Raw genomic sequence first — 15,974 nt, 5'->3', positions numbered from 1 at the left:
CCGCAACAAAGGTTACGGCGTAATGTGTGTGAAATTACTCTTTGACGGGAAAAATATAAAAATTAATTAGCAGCTTTTTTAATTGCCGCAACAGCAGCTTTCAATACACCCAAACCATCGATTTTGCCGTACAGCGCAGAGTCGATCACTTCTACCGGTTTATTTGGCAACAAACGCTGAATTTCAGGAAGCATATAGGCGATTTGTGGCCCCAGTAATACCACATCCGCTGCCTGACCTTTTTCACCAGCCAGCGTTTCAGGAAATGCTTCGATAACTACAGGGACTTCATATTTTTCGGCCTGTGCGCGCATTTTGGAAACCAACAGTGACGTTGACATGCCCGCTGAGCAGAACAGATAGATGTGTTTCTTTTCCATAGTAACTTCCCTCTTCTGTAACCACCTGCCGCCGCGTGCTCACTCGACTTGCTCTCCTGCTGACAGGTAGATGGCTTACCGTTGTTTGTCGTTGAAGTGAGTATACGCAATGGTACAAGGAGGGGATAATTCTGAACAGACACAAATTGTCTCTCATTGACCTGGTATGTTGACTGTCTTCACATTCCAGGCAAATAATTCGCGCAAAGAAATAAGATTTACCAATACATAAAAAAACCGACCTGACGGTCGGCTTTTTTACATTCTCAGGAGAGCAGGGTTACTGGGCCTTAGGCGCCTGCGGATCGGTGTCGTATTCGGCACAGGTCTGGTAACCGGAATTAATCACGTGCCCGGTATCGTCCAGCGCGACGAAGTAGGTCTCTGCCTTACCATCACGTTGACCCAGGATATAGGTCTGGCAGGTACCGCGTGCGTGGATCATGGTCACTTCAGAAGAAGGTTTACCGGCAATCGCCGCAACCTGGGAGCGCGTCATGCCTTTTTTAACGTCTTTTACTACAGGCTGTGTGAACTGATCTTTGGTACGATCGTAAGCCGTACACCCTGCCAGCATAGTCAGAACCGCCGCTGCGCTTAAAATTCCTGCTACATTCTTGTTCATATTCCGTCCTCTTGTTTATCAGCGTGTTATCTAAGCATGGGACAAAAATTCATATTGTTCAACTTTGAGATTCAGCCCGAATCAGTTTCAGACAATTCTAATAAAACAACCTTAACCTGCTAAAACGTCGCAAATTACCGCACTCGAAACTGTGATCCTTGTCGTTTTCCGCCTGAGAGGTTAGTTTTAACAGATACTTTTTGTTTAGGTCTGCATGAGGGAGGGCGTAATGGCTCTGCAACAAGAGATTATTCAGGCGCTGGGCGCGAAGCCAGCGGTCGATGCACACGAAGAGATCCGCCGCAGTATCGATTTTCTAAAATCCTATTTAAAGGCGCACCCTTTCCTGAAGTCTCTGGTGCTCGGCATCAGCGGCGGCCAGGACTCCACCCTTGCCGGTAAACTCTGCCAGCTGGCGATTAACGAGCTGCGTGACGAAACGGGCAACGCTGACCTGCAATTTATCGCCGTGCGCCTGCCTTACGGCGTGCAGGCCGACGAGCAGGATTGTCAGGACGCCATCGCCTTTATTCAGCCTGACCGCGTGCTTACCGTGAACATCAAAGGCGCGGTGCTGGCGAGCGAGCAGGCGCTGCGCGAAGCGGGTATCGAGCTAAGCGATTTTGTGCGCGGCAACGAAAAGGCGCGCGAGCGCATGAAAGCGCAGTACAGCATCGCCGGGATGACCAAAGGGGTCGTTGTCGGAACCGACCATGCGGCGGAAGCCATCACCGGCTTCTTCACCAAATACGGCGACGGCGGCACCGACATCAACCCGCTGTTCCGCCTGAACAAACGTCAGGGCAAACAGCTGCTGGCCGAACTGGGCTGCCCGGAGCACTTATATAAGAAAGCGCCGACCGCCGATCTCGAAGACGATCGCCCTTCCCTGCCGGATGAAGCCGCGCTGGGCGTAACGTATGAGAATATCGACGATTATCTGGAAGGCAAAACGCTGGACGAAGGCACGGCGAAGATTATCGAAGGCTGGTATCTGAAAACCGAGCACAAGCGTCGTACGCCGATTACGGTGTTTGATGATTTCTGGAAGAAATAGGGCACGAAACCATTCCCTCTCCCGTGGGAGAGGGTTAGGGTGAGGGGATCAGGCCGCACGTCCTCGCCAGGGTAAGGGCATCAGACCACCCGCCTCTTTTTTAACCACTCAACCCCTGCTACACTGTATACCTGAACAGTATCAGGAGTCCTATGTGAGCAGGCGTCAATCCGCCCCGCGTCTTGATTTTGAAGCGGCGGCTATCTACGAATATCCCGAACATCTTCGCCCGTGGCTTGAGGCGCTGCCCAGGCTGCCTGGGGTCTATTTCTTTCATGGTGAGAGCGACACCATGCCGCTCTATATCGGCAAAAGCGTCAATATTCGCAGCCGGGTGCTGTCGCATCTGCGTACCCCGGACGAAGCCGCGATGCTTCGCCAGTCCCGACGGATCACCTTTATTCCGACGGCGGGCGAGCTGGGCGCGCTGCTGCTGGAAGCGCGGCTGATTAAGGAACAGCAGCCGCTGTTCAACAAGCGCCTGCGACGCAATCGTCAGCTCTGCTCGCTGCAAATCACCAACGGCAAGCCGCAGGTGGTCTACGCCCGCGAGGTGGATTTTTCCCACGCCCCTAACCTGTACGGCCTGTTTGCCAACAAACGCGCGGCGCTGCAAATGCTCCAGACGCTGGCGGATGAGCTTCAGCTTTGCTACGGCCTGCTCGGCCTTGAAGCCACCTCGCGCGGGCGCGCCTGTTTCCGCTTTGCCCTGAAACGCTGCGCGGGAGCCTGCTGCGGCAAAGAAAGCGTGGAGGATCATCAGGCGCGATTCCTGGCGGGACTGACCTCGATCAGCGTCAACTGCTGGCCCTGGGACGGTGCCGTAGCGCTGAAAGAGACCCGGGAAGGGATGACGCATTACCATATCATCCACAACTGGCTGTGGCTGGGCGCGGTAGATAGCCTGAGCGAGGCCAGCGAACTGCTGCGCACGCCCGCCGGGTTCGATCACGACGGCTACAAAATCCTCTGTAAGCCGCTGCTCGCCGGCAGCTATGAGGTCATTACGCTCAGTGACCTGCCAGCCAGACAATCTCGCTAAACAGCAGGGTGCCTTTGGCTTCGAGCAGGCGCAGCGTGTGCGTCCCCTCTTCCCAGCTGGCGCCCTGATCGGCGGTGAGCAGTTTGTCGCCTAGCTGCCACGCCCCGCTCAGCACAAACACCACGCCGCCGCGAGAGGCAAAGGTGGTGAAGGTGCGGTCGGCCACGCGCACTTTGGCCTTACAGCGGTCGCGGCGGGTCATGATGTTGAAATCCATCGACATCCTGCCGTCGGTCAGCTGCGCCTTAACCGGCAGGTCGCCAACGAAGCTGTAGGGCTGATGATGCTTAAGGGTGTGGCAAAAGGCGTGGCCGGCGTCCAGCGTCACTTCGCCGCCCTCGAGCAGGGTGATCACCCGATCGACGCCGGGAAACTGAGAAAATTCACCGTTGCTGGCAATAGAGGCAATACTGGCGCGCCAGAAAAAGTCGCGCGTGGCGGGGGGAAAGCAGCAAATCTCACGCGTTTCGCCCGCGCCGTTACGCCAGAGACTGACCGGCATCTTACGGATATCAAAGAACTCCATCACCACTCCTGAAAGGCGCAGCGCGCCAGCGCATCGACACAGGTATCGTGCGCGCCTGATTGTTATCGTTGGGTCATCACAGACGTATTATCGGCAGGAGAGCGGGCAAGCCTTAGAGGGCGATGAAAGAAAAAAACCGCCGGACCTGCCCACAGCGATTGCGCTTTTGTGGACAGGACTCCGGCGGTCTTAAGAGGTGTAACCGATTATTCGGCTGATTCAGGCATTTTACCTTCCGGCGCGTGACGTTCTGTCAGACGCTTCTCAAAATTGGCATTAAACTGCTTTTTCTGTTCCGGGGTCAGAATGTTGTAGATCTTGTTCTGGGTTTCCATGCGGGCCAGCATTCCGGCTTTGTGCTGCTCGGCCATTTTGTCGATCTGGGCTTCGGCTTTAGCTTTATCGAAGCTGTCGCTGGCGATGATGTCATGCATCGCGCGGCGCTCTTCCAGCGGAGGACGTTTCATCTGGTCACGCTGGCTTTTCATGATGTCGCGCACCTGCTGTTTCTGCGCATCGGTCAGGTTCAGGTCTTTAAACATCATGTCGTGATGCATACCCGGCTTGCCTTTATGATGCATCATCATTTTGCCTTCGGCCGGTGCCGCCGTGGTAGTCGTGGTCGCGGTATCTGCGGCGAACGCCATGCTGGTAGCGCCCAGAGCCAGGGTAGAAGCAACAAACAGTGCAGTTAATTTACGCATAATTTATTTCCTTTCTTTCAGTTATTCTTCGGCGCTATGCCGTGTTGACGAGATTAACTTTACGGGGTTTAACGTCAATTAGTCAGAGCAACGGTAAAACAATGAAAGTGTAAAAAACAGATTATCGACAATTATGGAGAAATTAAGGAAAAAGCGTGGAGAGTTGAAACGAAAATATTCAACGCGATGATTTTAAAGAGATTGTGAAGGAGTATAGCGAAGTGATGTTTAATAATAAAGCAGTTATCCAGGAATAATCTGCAAATAACGCGAAAGCGTTTATCGCTAAGAAAATAATTTCCCCTCTATGATGAAGAGGGGAATGGTTCAGGATAATTTTTCCAGCATCAGCCCGGCCCGCAGGCCAAACGCCACCGAGGGATTCGGGAATAAAACATATTCGGTGGTGTGGTGTACCTCGTAGCGCTCGTCGCCATCTTCCGCGAGCAATACCCCTTTACGAAACGGCGTGAAGTTCAACGTGTGAGCCGCCATGTGCAGCCGGAACGCCTCGCTGCGCCGGGTGATTTGCTGAACGACGCGATAGCGCACCACCGGATCCGGCGCGTGTTCTGGCGCGGTGCCCCCCAGCAGCGCCCGAAGCGCGTGGTGCGTTGGCGAAAATCGCGTCAGATCGTTGTGCCCGAACGGCAGCGCTTTGCCCAGCTCCAGCGTGCAGGCTAACGCCCCGAATTTCTCGCAGGTGAAATGGGTAAAGGTGCCGCCAGGCGCCTGATGGAATACCAGCGCCTCCAGCCCCGCATCCCCCAGCCAGCTGAGGAAATCGTCATCCCACGGCTGATTACGCTGGGGCAATACGCCAAAACGTACGTGGTACGAGGCGCGGATCGCCGTATGCAGATCGAGATGCCAGCGCGCGCCCTCTGCCGAAGCAAAGAAATCCGTCACCACCGTTTCCAGCCACCGGGCGCGGTCGGTTTCGTCGCTATCCGGGAACTGCGTCCAGCGGCCACCGAACATGCGGTTGATATCGCTTTCCAGATAGCGCCTGTTCTGCGCCAGCGCCGGAGGGTTGCCGAGTACCACCAGCGTGCGGTATTTCAGGGCGATCTCCCCGCGAAACAGGGCATGAAGCAGCAGATCGACGATTTCCACCGGAGCGGTTTCATTGCCGTGAACGCCAGCTGACAGCAGAAGCGACAGCGGCGCGCCGTCGGCAGGCGCCAGTTCCAGCACGCCTCGCCCGAGCCAGCGCCAGTGAAACGACGGGCCTTCCCCCTCCTGCTGCTGCGGCGTTTCATCCGCCAGCGTCAGCGCCAGTAAATTCTCCATAACGGCTCCTTAGCGCTGGAACGGGTAAACCGCCCCCAGTTGCAGAATGGCGGTGAGTTCATCCAGCGCCTCGCGCCCTTCGCGCAGCAGCTGCGGGTCGACCAGGTCGGCCTGGGTTAATCGGTCGCGATAGTAGCGATCGACCCAGTTGTTGAGCGTGTTGAAAAGCGTGTCGTTCATCATTACCGCCGGGTTCACCGCCTGCATCTCCCGCGGCGTAAGCACCACGCGCAGGCGCAGGCAGGCCGGGCCGCCGCCGTTAGCCATGCTTTCGCGCAGATCGAACACCCGCAGCTCATCAATCGGGTTATCGCCCTGCACCAGCTCGCTCAGATAACGCCACACCCCGGCGTGGTTGCGCGACTCCTGCGGCAGCACCAGCATCATGCTGCCGTCGTCGCGGCTCAGAAGCTGGCTGTTGAAGAGGTAGGTTTCCACCGCATCCTGCACGCTCACGGCGTCGGTCGGCACCTGAATCGGAGTAAAGCCCGGCACGCGCTCGTGCAGCGTCGCCAGCAGTTTTTCCTGATGGGCGAACGCCTGCTGGTGGCAGAACAGCACCTGACGGTTCGACACGGCAATCACGTCGTTGTGAAACACCCCCTGGTCGATTACCAGCGGGTTTTGCTGGGCAAATATTAGCTGCTGCGGATTGACCTGATTCAGCCGCGCCACCGCCTGGCTTGCCGCCAGCGTCTGACGCGCAGGATAACGCGTCGGCGCCGTCTGGCCGCCCTCTTCCCGCCCGTAGATAAAGAGCTGGAGTCCCGGCTCGCCGTAATCGCCCCCCAGACGGTTATGGTTAGCCGCCCCCTCGTCACCAAACATCGCCACCTGCGGCAGCGCCTGATGGACGCTGAAATGCTCCCCGTTACGGAAGATGGCGCTCAGCACGCGCTCGGTGGTCTCGGCCTCCGTTGCGCGGTGGAATTTATTGTTCAGGTTAGCGACGGTCAGATGCACCTTACCGTCGAGCGTATCGGCAGAGGGCGCGACGGTTGCCGCGTTCGCCACCCACATCGACGAGGCCGAGCTGGCGGCGGAGAGCAGCTGCGGCGCCTGCGTGCCCGCTTTTTCGACCACCTGCTCGTCGGTGCCGCTAAACCCAAGCTGGCGCAAAACCGGCACGTTCGGGCGCTCCTGGGGCGGGATCACCGCCTGCGGGAACCCGGCATCGGCCAGCGCTTTCATTTTCAGCAGCCCCTGCTTTGCCGCAAGCTTCGGGTTCGACACCTGAAAACGGTGCTTCGTCGAGGCCTCATTGCCAAACGACAGCCCGGCGTAGTGGTGCGTCAGCCCCACCAGGCCGTCAAAGTTCACTTCACGCGCTTTCATGATCGTTCCCCTGCGAAAAATCCAGCCCCGGGCTGAGCGTGTCCGGCAGCGTCAGGGCGGCGGTTTCAAGGCTCGCCATCGGCCATGCGCAATAATCGGCGGCGTACCACGCGCTGGCGCGATGGTTGCCGGAGGCACCGACCCCGCCAAAAGGTGCGGTACTCGCCGCTCCGGTCAGCGGCTTGTTCCAGTTGACGATCCCGGCGCGCGCCTCCAGCAGCAGCTGGTCGAATTTTTCACGCTGCGGGGAAATCAACCCGCTCGACAGGCCGTAGCGGGTGTTGTTCGCCATCGCAATCGCGCCGTCAAAATCGTCATAGCGCCAGACGCACAGCAGCGGGCCGAACACCTCTTCGTCCGGCACGTTCGTCGTGCCGCTCATGTCGAGGATCCCCGGCGTCAGCAGCGAGGTTCCCGGCTGAACCTGCTTCGGCTCGAGTAAGGTCTTCGCGCCCCGTGCGACGTGCGCTTGCCAGGCATTCAGCACATTTTCTGCCGCCTGCTCTGAAATCAGCCCGCCGATAAACGGCTGCGGCTCGGCGTCCCATTTCCCGGGTACCAGACGGGCGCTCACCTCCACCAGCCGCGTCAGGAACGCATCCCCCTGCTCGCCCCGCTTGACCAGCAGACGGCGCGCGCAGGTGCAGCGCTGCCCGGCGGTAATAAAGGCAGACTGGATTGTCAGGTGCACGGCGGCGTCGATGTCGTCAGGATCTTCCACAATCAGCGGATTGTTGCCGCCCATTTCGAGCGCCAGAATTTTTTCCGGCTGGCCCGCCAGCTGGCGATGCAGCTGATAGCCCGTTCCTGCGCTGCCGGTAAACAGCAGGCCGTCGATATCCCCGAGCGCGCTCAGCGCCTGCCCGGTTTCGCGTCCGCCCTGCACCAGGTTCAGCACGCCCGGCGGTAATCCGGCCTGCTCCCAGAGTTTCACCACCGCTTCGCCCGTGAGCGGCGTCAGCTCGCTCGGCTTGAAGATAACGGTATTGCCCGCCAGCAGCGCAGGGACGATATGGCCGTTCGGCAGATGGCCGGGGAAGTTGTACGGGCCAAACACCGCCAGCACGCCGTGCGGACGGTGGCGCAGCGTCGCCGCGCCGTCGGGCATGTCGGTTTGCTGTTCGCCGGTGCGGGCGTGGTAGGCCTTCACCGAAATGGCGATTTTGTTGATCATCGCCGTGACTTCCGTGGCGGCCTCCCAGCGCGGCTTGCTGGTTTCCGACGCGATAATGCGCGTCAGCCCGGCTTTGTTCGCCTCCAGCAGCGCGGCAAATTTCTCGACCACCGCCTGGCGCGCGGAGAAAGGCTGCTTCGCCCACGCCGGAAACGCGCGGCGCGCGGCCTGACAGGCCTGCTCCACCTGGGCGGCGCTGGCGTCATTCCCCTGCCAGAGCGCCTCTTTTCCCACCGGGTTGGTTTTGACGCGCGCGTCACCTTCGCCCGTTATCCAGTCACCGTTGATCCATAAGCTCATGCTGTTTTCTCCTCAGGGCAGAGTCGCACCAGGCGCACCCTGTCCCCGGCGTTACATTTCAGGGCATCCAGCTGCGCGGGCGTCAGCACCAGACGTTCACATTTCGGGTTGGTTCGCACCAGCATGGCGCGGAAATTTTCATACTGTTCGTTCGCCACCAGGCACGCAGGCCATTCGCCCGGCGCGGGCTGGCCTTCCGCTACCTCAACCAGACGGCTTTTACGGATGGCGCGCACGCGGTCGATATCGCACTCCAGCGTCGGCCCGCCGTCAAAGATGTCCACGTAGTTGCGGTAGCGGAAGCCCTCTTTCTCCAGCACCGCGCGGGCCGGCGCGGTTTGCGGATGGACTTCGCCGATGACCGCCTGCGCTTCCGGGCTTAAGAAATGGGTATAGATAGGATGTTTAGGCATCAGCTCGGCGATAAAGGCTTTCTGCCCGGTGCCGCACAGATAGTCCGCGCGGCTGAACTCCATCGAGAAGAAGCGCTCGCCCAGGCTTTCCCAGAACGGCGAGTAGCCGGTGTCGTCGATCACGCCGCGCATCTCGGCCACCACCTTTTCGTTAAAGCGATCGCGAAAGGCGGCCATAAACATAAAGCGCGATTTCGAGAGCAGATAGCCGTTGCCCTCTTTGCGCCACGCGGGGTCGAGAAACAGCGTACACAACTCGCTGGCCCCGGTGTGGTCATTACAGAGAAACAGCGTCGGCAGCGCGTTGTAAACGTTCAGCTCTTTCGAGGCGTGAACCATGGTGCCGACGCGGTAGTTGTACCACGGGTCGTTAAGCCCGACCGCCACCTCGATGGCGCAAATCCCCGCCACGGAGCCCGTGTCGGTATCTTCCAGCACGAACACAAAGCCCTGTTCGCTTTTTGGCAACGTCCCCTGCCAGGTTTGCAGGGCGCGCTCGATGCGCGCCGACAGCGTTTTTTCATCGGCAGGAAGCGAGGTCAGCCCGCCTCCCGTCTTACCGGCAAGCTGCATGAGCCCGGCGAGATCGCCGCGCTCAACGGGACGGATGACCATCATGATGACACCTCAGACTTCACCTTTTCACAGGCCAGCGCAAAGCGGTCAAGCCCGGTGGTAATCTCTTCTTCGCTAACCACCAGCGCAGGGGCAAAGCGCACCACGTTGGCGCCGGCAATCAGCACCATCACGCCCAGCTTTGCCGCTTCCTGGGAGATAAGCTTCGCTTTTCCGGCAAATTCCGGGGTGAGCTCGCAGCCAATCAGCAGCCCCAGACCGCGGATTTCTTTGAACAGGCCGGTTTTGCCGTTAATAGCGTTCAGCCGCTCGACAAACCAGTCGTGGCGCTGCTTCACGCCGTTCAGCACTTCTGGCGTATTGATAATATCCAGCACCTGCCCGGCAACCGCAGAGGCCAGCGGGTTTCCGCCGTAGGTGGTGCCGTGGGTGCCGACCGTCATTACGCTGGCAAATTTATCGGTGGTGAGCATCGCGCCAATCGGGAAGCCGCCCCCCAGCGCTTTGGCAGTAGAGAGCACGTCTGGCGTGACGCCGTAGTGCATGTAGGCGTACAGCTCGCCGGTGCGCCCGACCCCGGTCTGAACTTCATCAAAAATCAGCACCGCGTTGTGACGATCGCACAGCTCGCGCAGGCCCTGGAGGAAATCTTTCTGCGCGGGCAGCACGCCGCCCTCGCCCTGCATCGGCTCGACGATCACCGCGCAGGTATTGTCGTTAATCAGCTCGCGGGCGGAGGCCAGATCGTTATACAGGCCGTGGCGAATGTTCGGCGGCAGCGGCGCGAAGTCCTGCGAGTAGGAAGGCTGTCCGCCCGCGCTGACGGTAAACAGCGTGCGGCCGTGGAAGGCGTTCTTGAAGGCGACGATGCCGCTTTTGTGCGCACCAAATTTATCGTGGGCAAACTTACGCGCCAGCTTCAGCGCCGCTTCGTTGGCTTCCGCCCCCGAATTACAGAAGAAAACCTTTTCGGCAAAGGTGGCGTCGATCAGTTTTTTCGCCAGGCGCAGCGCGGGCTCGTTGGTGTAGCCGTTCCCGGTATGCCAGAACTTCGCCGCCTGGTCGTTCAGCGCCTGACGCAGCGCCGGGTGCGCGTGGCCCAGCGCGTTTACCGCAATGCCCCCGGCAAAGTCGATGTACTCTTTACCCTGCTGATCCCACAGGCGCGAGCCTTCCCCACGAACCGGAATAAAAGCCGCCGGAGCGTAAACCGGCATCATCCATTCATCGAAATTTTCACGCGTAATTGACAGAGACATAGCGACCTCATCCGGTAAATAAAAAGTTATTTAGATGTTAAATAATTGAGTGTTTGCACTGTGAATGTAGATTGCACACTTCGTGCCAGCCAGCGATAAAAATGCATAAACGGGGTGAGGCAACAGAATATCAACAGGTTACGATATGGAGTTATTCACTGTTAGTGCATAAAAAGTGAATATTTTTATGACAAGCGGCGGTTTGCCGAACGAAAACATGAAAGAGTATGCACAGGCCAAATATAATTCTGGAATTGTGATCGCCAGCGAAATTTATTGGTCGTTTACGCACCCTTTTAGGGCGAGGCGCAATGGAATGGTGCAAATTTTGCACCGTCGGCACGATCTGTCGCAGTTATTGGTTATACCCAGTAACAGACGCGGCAAATTCTGCTACCATCCATGCACTATTCACCTTGCACTGGCAGCGACTATGAAATTTGTCTCTTTTAATATCAACGGCCTGCGCGCCCGCCCTCACCAACTTGAAGCCATCGTTGAACAGCATCAGCCGGATGTGATTGGCCTTCAGGAGACAAAGGTTCACGACGACATGTTCCCCCTCGAAGAGGTGGCGAAACTGGGTTATAACGTCTTCTATCACGGACAGAAAGGTCACTACGGCGTCGCGCTGCTGACCAAAGAGACCCCGGTTTCGGTGCGTCGCGGCTTCCCGGGCGATGACGAAGAGGCGCAGCGCCGCATCATCATGGCGGAAATCCCGTCCGCCCTCGGCAATATCACGGTCATTAACGGCTACTTCCCGCAGGGCGAAAGCCGCGACCACCCGACCAAATTCCCGGCTAAAGCGAAGTTTTATCAGGACCTTCAGGACTACCTGACCCACGAGCTGAAAAAAGAGAACCCGGTGCTGATCATGGGTGATGTGAATATCAGCCCTACGGATCTGGATATCGGCATCGGTGAGGACAGCCGCAAGCGCTGGCTGCGCACCGGTAAGTGCTCCTTCCTGCCGGAAGAGCGCGAGTGGATGCAGCGCCTGATGGACTGGGGTCTGGTGGACACCTTCCGCGCCGCGAACCCGGAAACCCAGGATCGCTTCTCGTGGTTTGACTACCGTTCGAAAGGGTTTGATGACAACCGCGGCCTGCGCATCGACCTGCTGCTGGCCAGCGCGCCGCTGGCGGAACGCTGCATCGAAACCGGCATTGATTACGACATCCGCAGCATGGATAAGCCGTCCGACCACGCGCCGGTATGGGCGAAATTCAAGCTCTAATTCCGCGTGAACGTTAAAAAATTACTCTTCATGTGCGCCCTTCTGGGCGCCTTTGCGCTGGCCTTTTGGTTACTGCCGCCGGGAGCGCTGTCGCTGGACTCGGTGCGCGCGCATCATCAGGCGCTGCTTGCGCAGGTGCAGCACTTTCCGCTGCAAAGCGCGGCGCTCTATTTCGCGTTGTACGTGCTGGTTTCGGCCCTCTCGATTCCCGGCGCGGCGATCCTCACCCTGCTCGGCGGGGCGCTGTTTACCCTGTGGGAAGCGACGCTGCTGGTGTCGTTCGCCTCTACTCTTGGCGCTACTCTGGCAATGCTGGTGAGCCGCTACCTGCTGCGCGACTGGGTGCAGCAGCGGTTTGCCCGGCAGATGCGAACCGTGAATGAAGGGATGGATCGCGACAGCGCCTTTTATCTTTTCGCCCTGCGCCTGATGCCGCTGTTTCCCTTTTTCATGGTCAATTTACTCGCCGGGCTGACCCGTCTTAGCGTTAGCCGCTACTGGTGGGTGAGCCAGCTGGCGATGCTGCCCGCGACGATTATCTTTCTGAACGCCGGACGCGAGCTGGGAAAACTGACCTCGCTGCACGATATTCTGTCGCCGGGAACGGTTATCGCCTTTACACTACTGGGGTTATTGCCGCTGGCGACCCGCTGGCTGTTTTCTCGTTTTTCTCACACCTCTCTTTAAGGAAGGCATTATGCGCCGTGTGCGTTTTTGCGCGTTTCTGACAGGCCTGCTGCTGGCAGGCTCCACCTTTGCCGCCGACGGCTGGCAGCACATTCAACAAGAAGCCAAAGGCCAGACCGTCTGGTTTAACGCCTGGGGCGGCGATCCGGCGGTTAACCAGTACCTCGACTGGGTGAGCGGCGAGATGAAAACCCACTACGCCATCACGCTCAATATCGTTCATCTGGCGGACGCCGCCGATGCGGTTAAACGTATTCAGACCGAAGATGCCGCCGGGCGTAAAACCCACGGTTCGGTCGATTTGCTGTGGGTCAACGGCGAGAACTTCCGCACCCTGAAAGAGGCCAACCTGCTGCAAACCGGCTGGGCGCAGACGCTGCCGAACTGGCAGTTTGTGGATAAGCGCAAGCCGGTGACGGAAGATTTTGCCATCCCAACCGACGGGGCCGAATCCCCGTGGGGCGGCGCGCAGCTCACCTTCATTGCCCGTAAAGCGACGCTGCCCGCCGCGCTCAACGATACCGAGGCGCTGCTGGCGTTTGCCGCCGCGCATCCCGGTAAAATTAGCTACCCCCGCCCGCCCGACTTTACCGGCACCGCGTTTCTGGAACAGCTCCTGCTGACGCTGACCACCGAGCCGGACGCGCTGAAAACCGCCCCCGATGCCCGCTTTGCGCAGGTGACCGCGCCGCTGTGGCAGTATCTTGACAGGCTGCACCCGCTGCTGTGGCGCAAAGGGAAAGACTTCCCGCCCTCCCCGGCGCGGATGGACGCCCTGTTAGCCAGCGGCAGTCTGGCGATGTCGCTCACCTTCAACCCCGCCCACGCCCGGCAGAAAGTCGCCAGCGGCGAGCTGCCCGCCGACAGCTACAGCTTCGGCTTTAAAAAGGGGATGCTCGGCAACGTTCACTTCGTCGCCATTCCGGTGAACGCCAGCGCCAGCGCGGCTGCTAAGGTAGTGGCGAATTTCCTGCTCTCTCCGCAGGCGCAGATCCGCAAAGCGGACCCTGCCGTCTGGGGCGATCCGAGCGTGCTGGACAGCAACAAACTATCCCCGGACGACGCGAAAAAACTGAGCGCCCACACCACCGACGGACTGCCGGAGATGCTCCCGGAGCCGCACGCGGCGTGGGTTAACGCGCTGGAGCAGGAATGGCTTCGCCGCTACGGCACGCGCTAAGCGGCCTTGTCTGGCTGGCGATGGCGGTGATTTATCTCCCGCTGATCCCGGCGGGAGCCATGCTGCTCGCGCCCGCCTTTTCGGCCGCCCGCTGGCAGGCGTTGCTCAGCGATCCGCAGCTTCCGCAGGCGTTTATCGCCACCCTGGTCTCGGCCCTGATCGCCACGCTGGGCGCGCTGTTTATCGCCCTGCTGCTGGTGTCCGCCCTGTGGCCGGGCGAGCGCTGGCAGCGCCTGAGCGCCCGGCTGCCGTGGCTGCTCGCCGTTCCCCACGTCGCTTTCGCCACCAGCGCCCTGCTGGTGTTTGCCGAGGGCGGCGTTTTTTATCAGCTGTTTCCGGCCCTTTCCGCGCAGCAGGACAGCGCGGGGATAGGTCTTGGCATCACGCTGGCGATAAAAGAGAGCGCGTTCGTGCTGTGGGCCATCTACGCGGTGCTGCCCGAAAAACGGCTCGCGCAGCAAAACGTGGTGCTGCGCACCTTTGGCTACGGGCGTATTCAGCGCCTGTGCTGGCTGGTGCTGCCTGCCATCGCCCCTGCGCTGGGGGCGGTGATGCTGGCGGTGCTGGCCTGGTCGCTCTCGGTGGTGGATGTGGCGATCGTGCTCGGGCCGGGCAATCCCCCGACGCTGGCGGTGCTGGCCTGGCAGTGGCTGAATCAGGGCGATGCCGACCAGCAGGCAAAAGGGACGCTGTTATGCCTGCTGCTGTTGCTGATGCTGGCGGTGCTGGCGAGCATCGGGTACGGCCTCTGGCGAGCCTGGCGGCGCACCCTGCCGAACGTCAGCGGCGCGCGGCACGTCGGCCATCGATCGTTACCCGTCGGCTGGCTGTTGCCCGCCTGCGGGCTGTTCTGCACGATGGTGCTGGTGCTGCTGGCCCGGCACGGGAATGCCGCGCTTGCCCCTTACATCACCAGTCTTTCTTTGGGGCTGCTGTCGAGCCTGCTGGCGCTCGCCGTCCTGATGCCGTGGCTCGAATGGGGACCGCAGCGCGGGGCGTGGTGGGTATGGCTGCCGCTGGCGCTTCCAGCGCTGCCGCTGGTCTACGGGCAATATTCTCTCGCCCTGTGGCTCGGGGTGGACGGCCAATACGGCGCGGTGCTGTGGAGCCATCTGCTGTGGGTATTGCCCTGGACGCTGCTGGTGCTTCAGCCCGCCTGGCGCAGGCTCGATCCGCGCCTCATACTGATTGCCAGAACGCTCGGCTGGTCGCGCGGGAAGATTTTCTGCCTGGTCAAATGCCCGCTGCTGGTTCGCCCGGCGCTGATAGCTTATGCCACCGGTTTTTCCGTCAGCATGGCGCAGTACATGCCCACGCTGTGGCTCGGCGCGGGGCGCTTTACCACGCTCACCACCGACGCCGTGGCGCTCAGCAGCGGGGGCAGCATTCCGACCCTCGCTGGCCGCGCGCTGGGGCTATTGCTGTTAACCGGCTGCGTCTTCGCCCTCGCGGCGCTTCTCTCCCGGCTCGCAGGCCGCTATCGACAAGGATTACGCTAATGCTGAGCGTTAAAAATCTCACCATCAAGCCGCTTTTTCACGAGGTCACGTTCAGCGTGTCGTCGGGGGAGATCGTAACGCTAATGGGCCCATCCGGCAGCGGGAAATCGACCCTCTTTTCGTGGATGATCGGCGCGCTGTCTGCGGATTTTACCGCCCAGGGGGAGCTGTGGCTGGGAGAGCGGCGCTGCGATCGGCTGCCCGTTGAGCAGCGCGGTCTGGGGATTTTATTTCAGGACGCCCTGCTGTTTGACAGCTTCAGCGTCGGGCAAAATTTACTGCTGGCGCTTCCGGCGCGGATAACCGGACGCGCCCGCAACGCGGCGGTGCAGGAGGCGCTGGGCTCCGCCGGGCTGGGCGGGCATTACAACAGCGATCCGGCGACGCTGTCCGGCGGCGAGCGCGCCCGGATCAGCCTGCTGCGCGCGCTGCTTGCCGAACCTCAGGCGCTGCTGCTGGACGAGCCGTTCAGTCGGCTGGATAAAACGCTGCGTGCGGCGTTTCGCGCCTGGGTGTTTGAGACCCTTCGCGCGCGGAATATTCCGGTCGTGCTGGTCACACACGATGAAGAAGATATTCCGCCCGGCGGAGAGGTGATTCAGATTTCCCGCTGGCAATAACACGCCGCAAGCTGTGCTAACGCAATGTTTTCTGAGCTCGGGGAGATGACAATGAGCGCCTCTT

At 59.8% G+C, this 15,974-nt stretch carries 16 protein-coding genes; 7 read left to right on the top strand and 9 right to left on the bottom strand.

The annotated features are described in order from the left end of the window. Nucleotides 1–62: 62 nt before the first annotated feature. Together chbB and osmE are read right to left on the bottom strand one after the other, a co-directional pair. Nucleotides 63–380, bottom strand: coding sequence for a PTS N,N'-diacetylchitobiose transporter subunit IIB (chbB, locus tag ACSVHP_RS00355; protein WP_234673693.1), 318 nt, complete (start codon nucleotides 378–380; stop codon nucleotides 63–65). Nucleotides 381–660: 280 nt separating this feature from the next. Continuing rightward, nucleotides 661–1,005, bottom strand: coding sequence for an osmotically-inducible lipoprotein OsmE (osmE, locus tag ACSVHP_RS00350; RefSeq protein WP_003857836.1), 345 nt, complete (start codon nucleotides 1,003–1,005; stop codon nucleotides 661–663). Between the two features lie 229 nt (nucleotides 1,006–1,234). On the opposite strand from osmE, the gene nadE reads away from it, so the two are divergent. Both nadE and cho read left to right on the top strand, forming a co-directional pair. Continuing rightward, nucleotides 1,235–2,062: an ammonia-dependent NAD(+) synthetase gene (gene nadE, locus ACSVHP_RS00345; RefSeq protein WP_447550604.1), complete on the top strand. Its 828-nt coding sequence runs from the start codon at nucleotides 1,235–1,237 to the stop codon at nucleotides 2,060–2,062. Between the two features lie 154 nt (nucleotides 2,063–2,216). Further along, a complete protein-coding gene (gene cho / locus ACSVHP_RS00340; protein WP_447550603.1) occupies nucleotides 2,217–3,104 on the top strand; it encodes an excinuclease Cho in 888 nt (295 codons plus the stop codon). On the opposite strand, the gene ves is transcribed toward cho, so the two are convergent. From ves to astC, 7 genes are all read right to left on the bottom strand, one after another. After that, nucleotides 3,073–3,630, bottom strand: a complete 558-nt coding sequence (gene ves, locus ACSVHP_RS00335) for an environmental stress-induced protein Ves (RefSeq protein ID WP_447550602.1) — start codon at nucleotides 3,628–3,630, stop codon at nucleotides 3,073–3,075. The two genes, cho and ves, sit on opposite strands and share 32 nt — an antisense overlap. A 206-nt stretch (nucleotides 3,631–3,836) precedes the next feature. Next, nucleotides 3,837–4,334 carry an ATP-independent periplasmic protein-refolding chaperone Spy gene (spy, locus tag ACSVHP_RS00330; protein WP_447550600.1) on the bottom strand — a complete coding sequence of 166 codons (498 nt, stop codon included), beginning with the start codon at nucleotides 4,332–4,334 and terminating at the stop codon, nucleotides 3,837–3,839. 327 nt (nucleotides 4,335–4,661) lie between these two features. After that, the gene (astE, locus tag ACSVHP_RS00325; protein WP_447550599.1) at nucleotides 4,662–5,627 is read right to left on the bottom strand and encodes a succinylglutamate desuccinylase; all 966 of its coding nucleotides are present in this window, start codon (nucleotides 5,625–5,627) and stop codon (nucleotides 4,662–4,664) included. A gap of 9 nt (nucleotides 5,628–5,636) precedes the next feature. Beyond that, nucleotides 5,637–6,962 (bottom strand): N-succinylarginine dihydrolase, encoded by a 1,326-nt coding sequence (gene astB, locus ACSVHP_RS00320; protein WP_447550598.1) that lies wholly within the window; start codon nucleotides 6,960–6,962, stop codon nucleotides 5,637–5,639. Beyond that, nucleotides 6,949–8,436 (bottom strand): succinylglutamate-semialdehyde dehydrogenase, encoded by a 1,488-nt coding sequence (astD, locus tag ACSVHP_RS00315; protein ID WP_447550597.1) that lies wholly within the window; start codon nucleotides 8,434–8,436, stop codon nucleotides 6,949–6,951. Before astD ends, astB begins: the two co-directional genes overlap by 14 nt. Next, nucleotides 8,433–9,467 (bottom strand): arginine N-succinyltransferase, encoded by a 1,035-nt coding sequence (astA, locus tag ACSVHP_RS00310; protein WP_234676579.1) that lies wholly within the window; start codon nucleotides 9,465–9,467, stop codon nucleotides 8,433–8,435. The genes astD and astA overlap by 4 nt, the downstream gene beginning before the upstream one ends. After that, nucleotides 9,464–10,684, bottom strand: a complete 1,221-nt coding sequence (gene astC / locus ACSVHP_RS00305; protein ID WP_447550596.1) for a succinylornithine/acetylornithine transaminase — start codon at nucleotides 10,682–10,684, stop codon at nucleotides 9,464–9,466. The genes astA and astC overlap by 4 nt, the downstream gene beginning before the upstream one ends. A gap of 433 nt (nucleotides 10,685–11,117) precedes the next feature. Here astC and xthA point away from each other — a divergent pair, with 433 nt between their 5' ends. From xthA to ACSVHP_RS00280, 5 genes are read left to right on the top strand one after another with little or no spacing between them, the layout of a single operon-like run. Beyond that, the gene (xthA, locus tag ACSVHP_RS00300; protein WP_234676575.1) at nucleotides 11,118–11,924 is read left to right on the top strand and encodes an exodeoxyribonuclease III; all 807 of its coding nucleotides are present in this window, start codon (nucleotides 11,118–11,120) and stop codon (nucleotides 11,922–11,924) included. A 30-nt stretch (nucleotides 11,925–11,954) separates the two neighbouring features. Beyond that, on the top strand, nucleotides 11,955–12,611 hold the full coding sequence (locus ACSVHP_RS00295) for a TVP38/TMEM64 family protein (RefSeq protein ID WP_447550594.1): 657 nt from the start codon (nucleotides 11,955–11,957) through the stop codon (nucleotides 12,609–12,611). Between the two features lie 19 nt (nucleotides 12,612–12,630). Further along, nucleotides 12,631–13,791, top strand: a complete 1,161-nt coding sequence (locus ACSVHP_RS00290) for an ABC transporter substrate-binding protein (protein ID WP_447550862.1) — start codon at nucleotides 12,631–12,633, stop codon at nucleotides 13,789–13,791. Then, nucleotides 13,764–15,290, top strand: a complete 1,527-nt coding sequence (locus ACSVHP_RS00285; RefSeq protein ID WP_447550592.1) for a thiamine ABC transporter permease — start codon at nucleotides 13,764–13,766, stop codon at nucleotides 15,288–15,290. Before ACSVHP_RS00290 ends, ACSVHP_RS00285 begins: the two co-directional genes overlap by 28 nt. Beyond that, entirely contained in the window at nucleotides 15,290–15,910 is a 621-nt protein-coding gene (locus ACSVHP_RS00280) for an ATP-binding cassette domain-containing protein (RefSeq protein WP_447550591.1), read from the top strand. The genes ACSVHP_RS00285 and ACSVHP_RS00280 overlap by 1 nt, the downstream gene beginning before the upstream one ends. Nucleotides 15,911–15,974: the final 64 nt, after the last annotated feature.

It is taken from the genome of Enterobacter sp. 186315 (assembly GCF_053290175.1).
The sequence above is the reverse complement of the archived record's forward strand: the minus strand, read 5'-3'. Positions and strand labels throughout refer to the sequence as shown.

Coding starts and splice junctions, on each gene's coding strand:
- chbB (WP_234673693.1), bottom strand. CDS start 380: ATGGAAAAGAAACACATCTATCTGTTCTGCTCAGCGGGCATGTCAACG.
- osmE (WP_003857836.1), bottom strand. CDS start 1,005: ATGAACAAGAATGTAGCAGGAATTTTAAGCGCAGCGGCGGTTCTGACT.
- nadE (WP_447550604.1), top strand. CDS start 1,235: ATGGCTCTGCAACAAGAGATTATTCAGGCGCTGGGCGCGAAGCCAGCG.
- ves (WP_447550602.1), bottom strand. CDS start 3,630: ATGGAGTTCTTTGATATCCGTAAGATGCCGGTCAGTCTCTGGCGTAAC.
- spy (WP_447550600.1), bottom strand. CDS start 4,334: ATGCGTAAATTAACTGCACTGTTTGTTGCTTCTACCCTGGCTCTGGGC.
- astE (WP_447550599.1), bottom strand. CDS start 5,627: ATGGAGAATTTACTGGCGCTGACGCTGGCGGATGAAACGCCGCAGCAG.
- astB (WP_447550598.1), bottom strand. CDS start 6,962: ATGAAAGCGCGTGAAGTGAACTTTGACGGCCTGGTGGGGCTGACGCAC.
- astD (WP_447550597.1), bottom strand. CDS start 8,436: ATGAGCTTATGGATCAACGGTGACTGGATAACGGGCGAAGGTGACGCG.
- astA (WP_234676579.1), bottom strand. CDS start 9,467: ATGATGGTCATCCGTCCCGTTGAGCGCGGCGATCTCGCCGGGCTCATG.
- astC (WP_447550596.1), bottom strand. CDS start 10,684: ATGTCTCTGTCAATTACGCGTGAAAATTTCGATGAATGGATGATGCCG.
- xthA (WP_234676575.1), top strand. CDS start 11,118: ATGAAATTTGTCTCTTTTAATATCAACGGCCTGCGCGCCCGCCCTCAC.
- ACSVHP_RS00295 (WP_447550594.1), top strand. CDS start 11,955: ATGTGCGCCCTTCTGGGCGCCTTTGCGCTGGCCTTTTGGTTACTGCCG.
- ACSVHP_RS00285 (WP_447550592.1), top strand. CDS start 13,764: ATGGCTTCGCCGCTACGGCACGCGCTAAGCGGCCTTGTCTGGCTGGCG.
- ACSVHP_RS00280 (WP_447550591.1), top strand. CDS start 15,290: ATGCTGAGCGTTAAAAATCTCACCATCAAGCCGCTTTTTCACGAGGTC.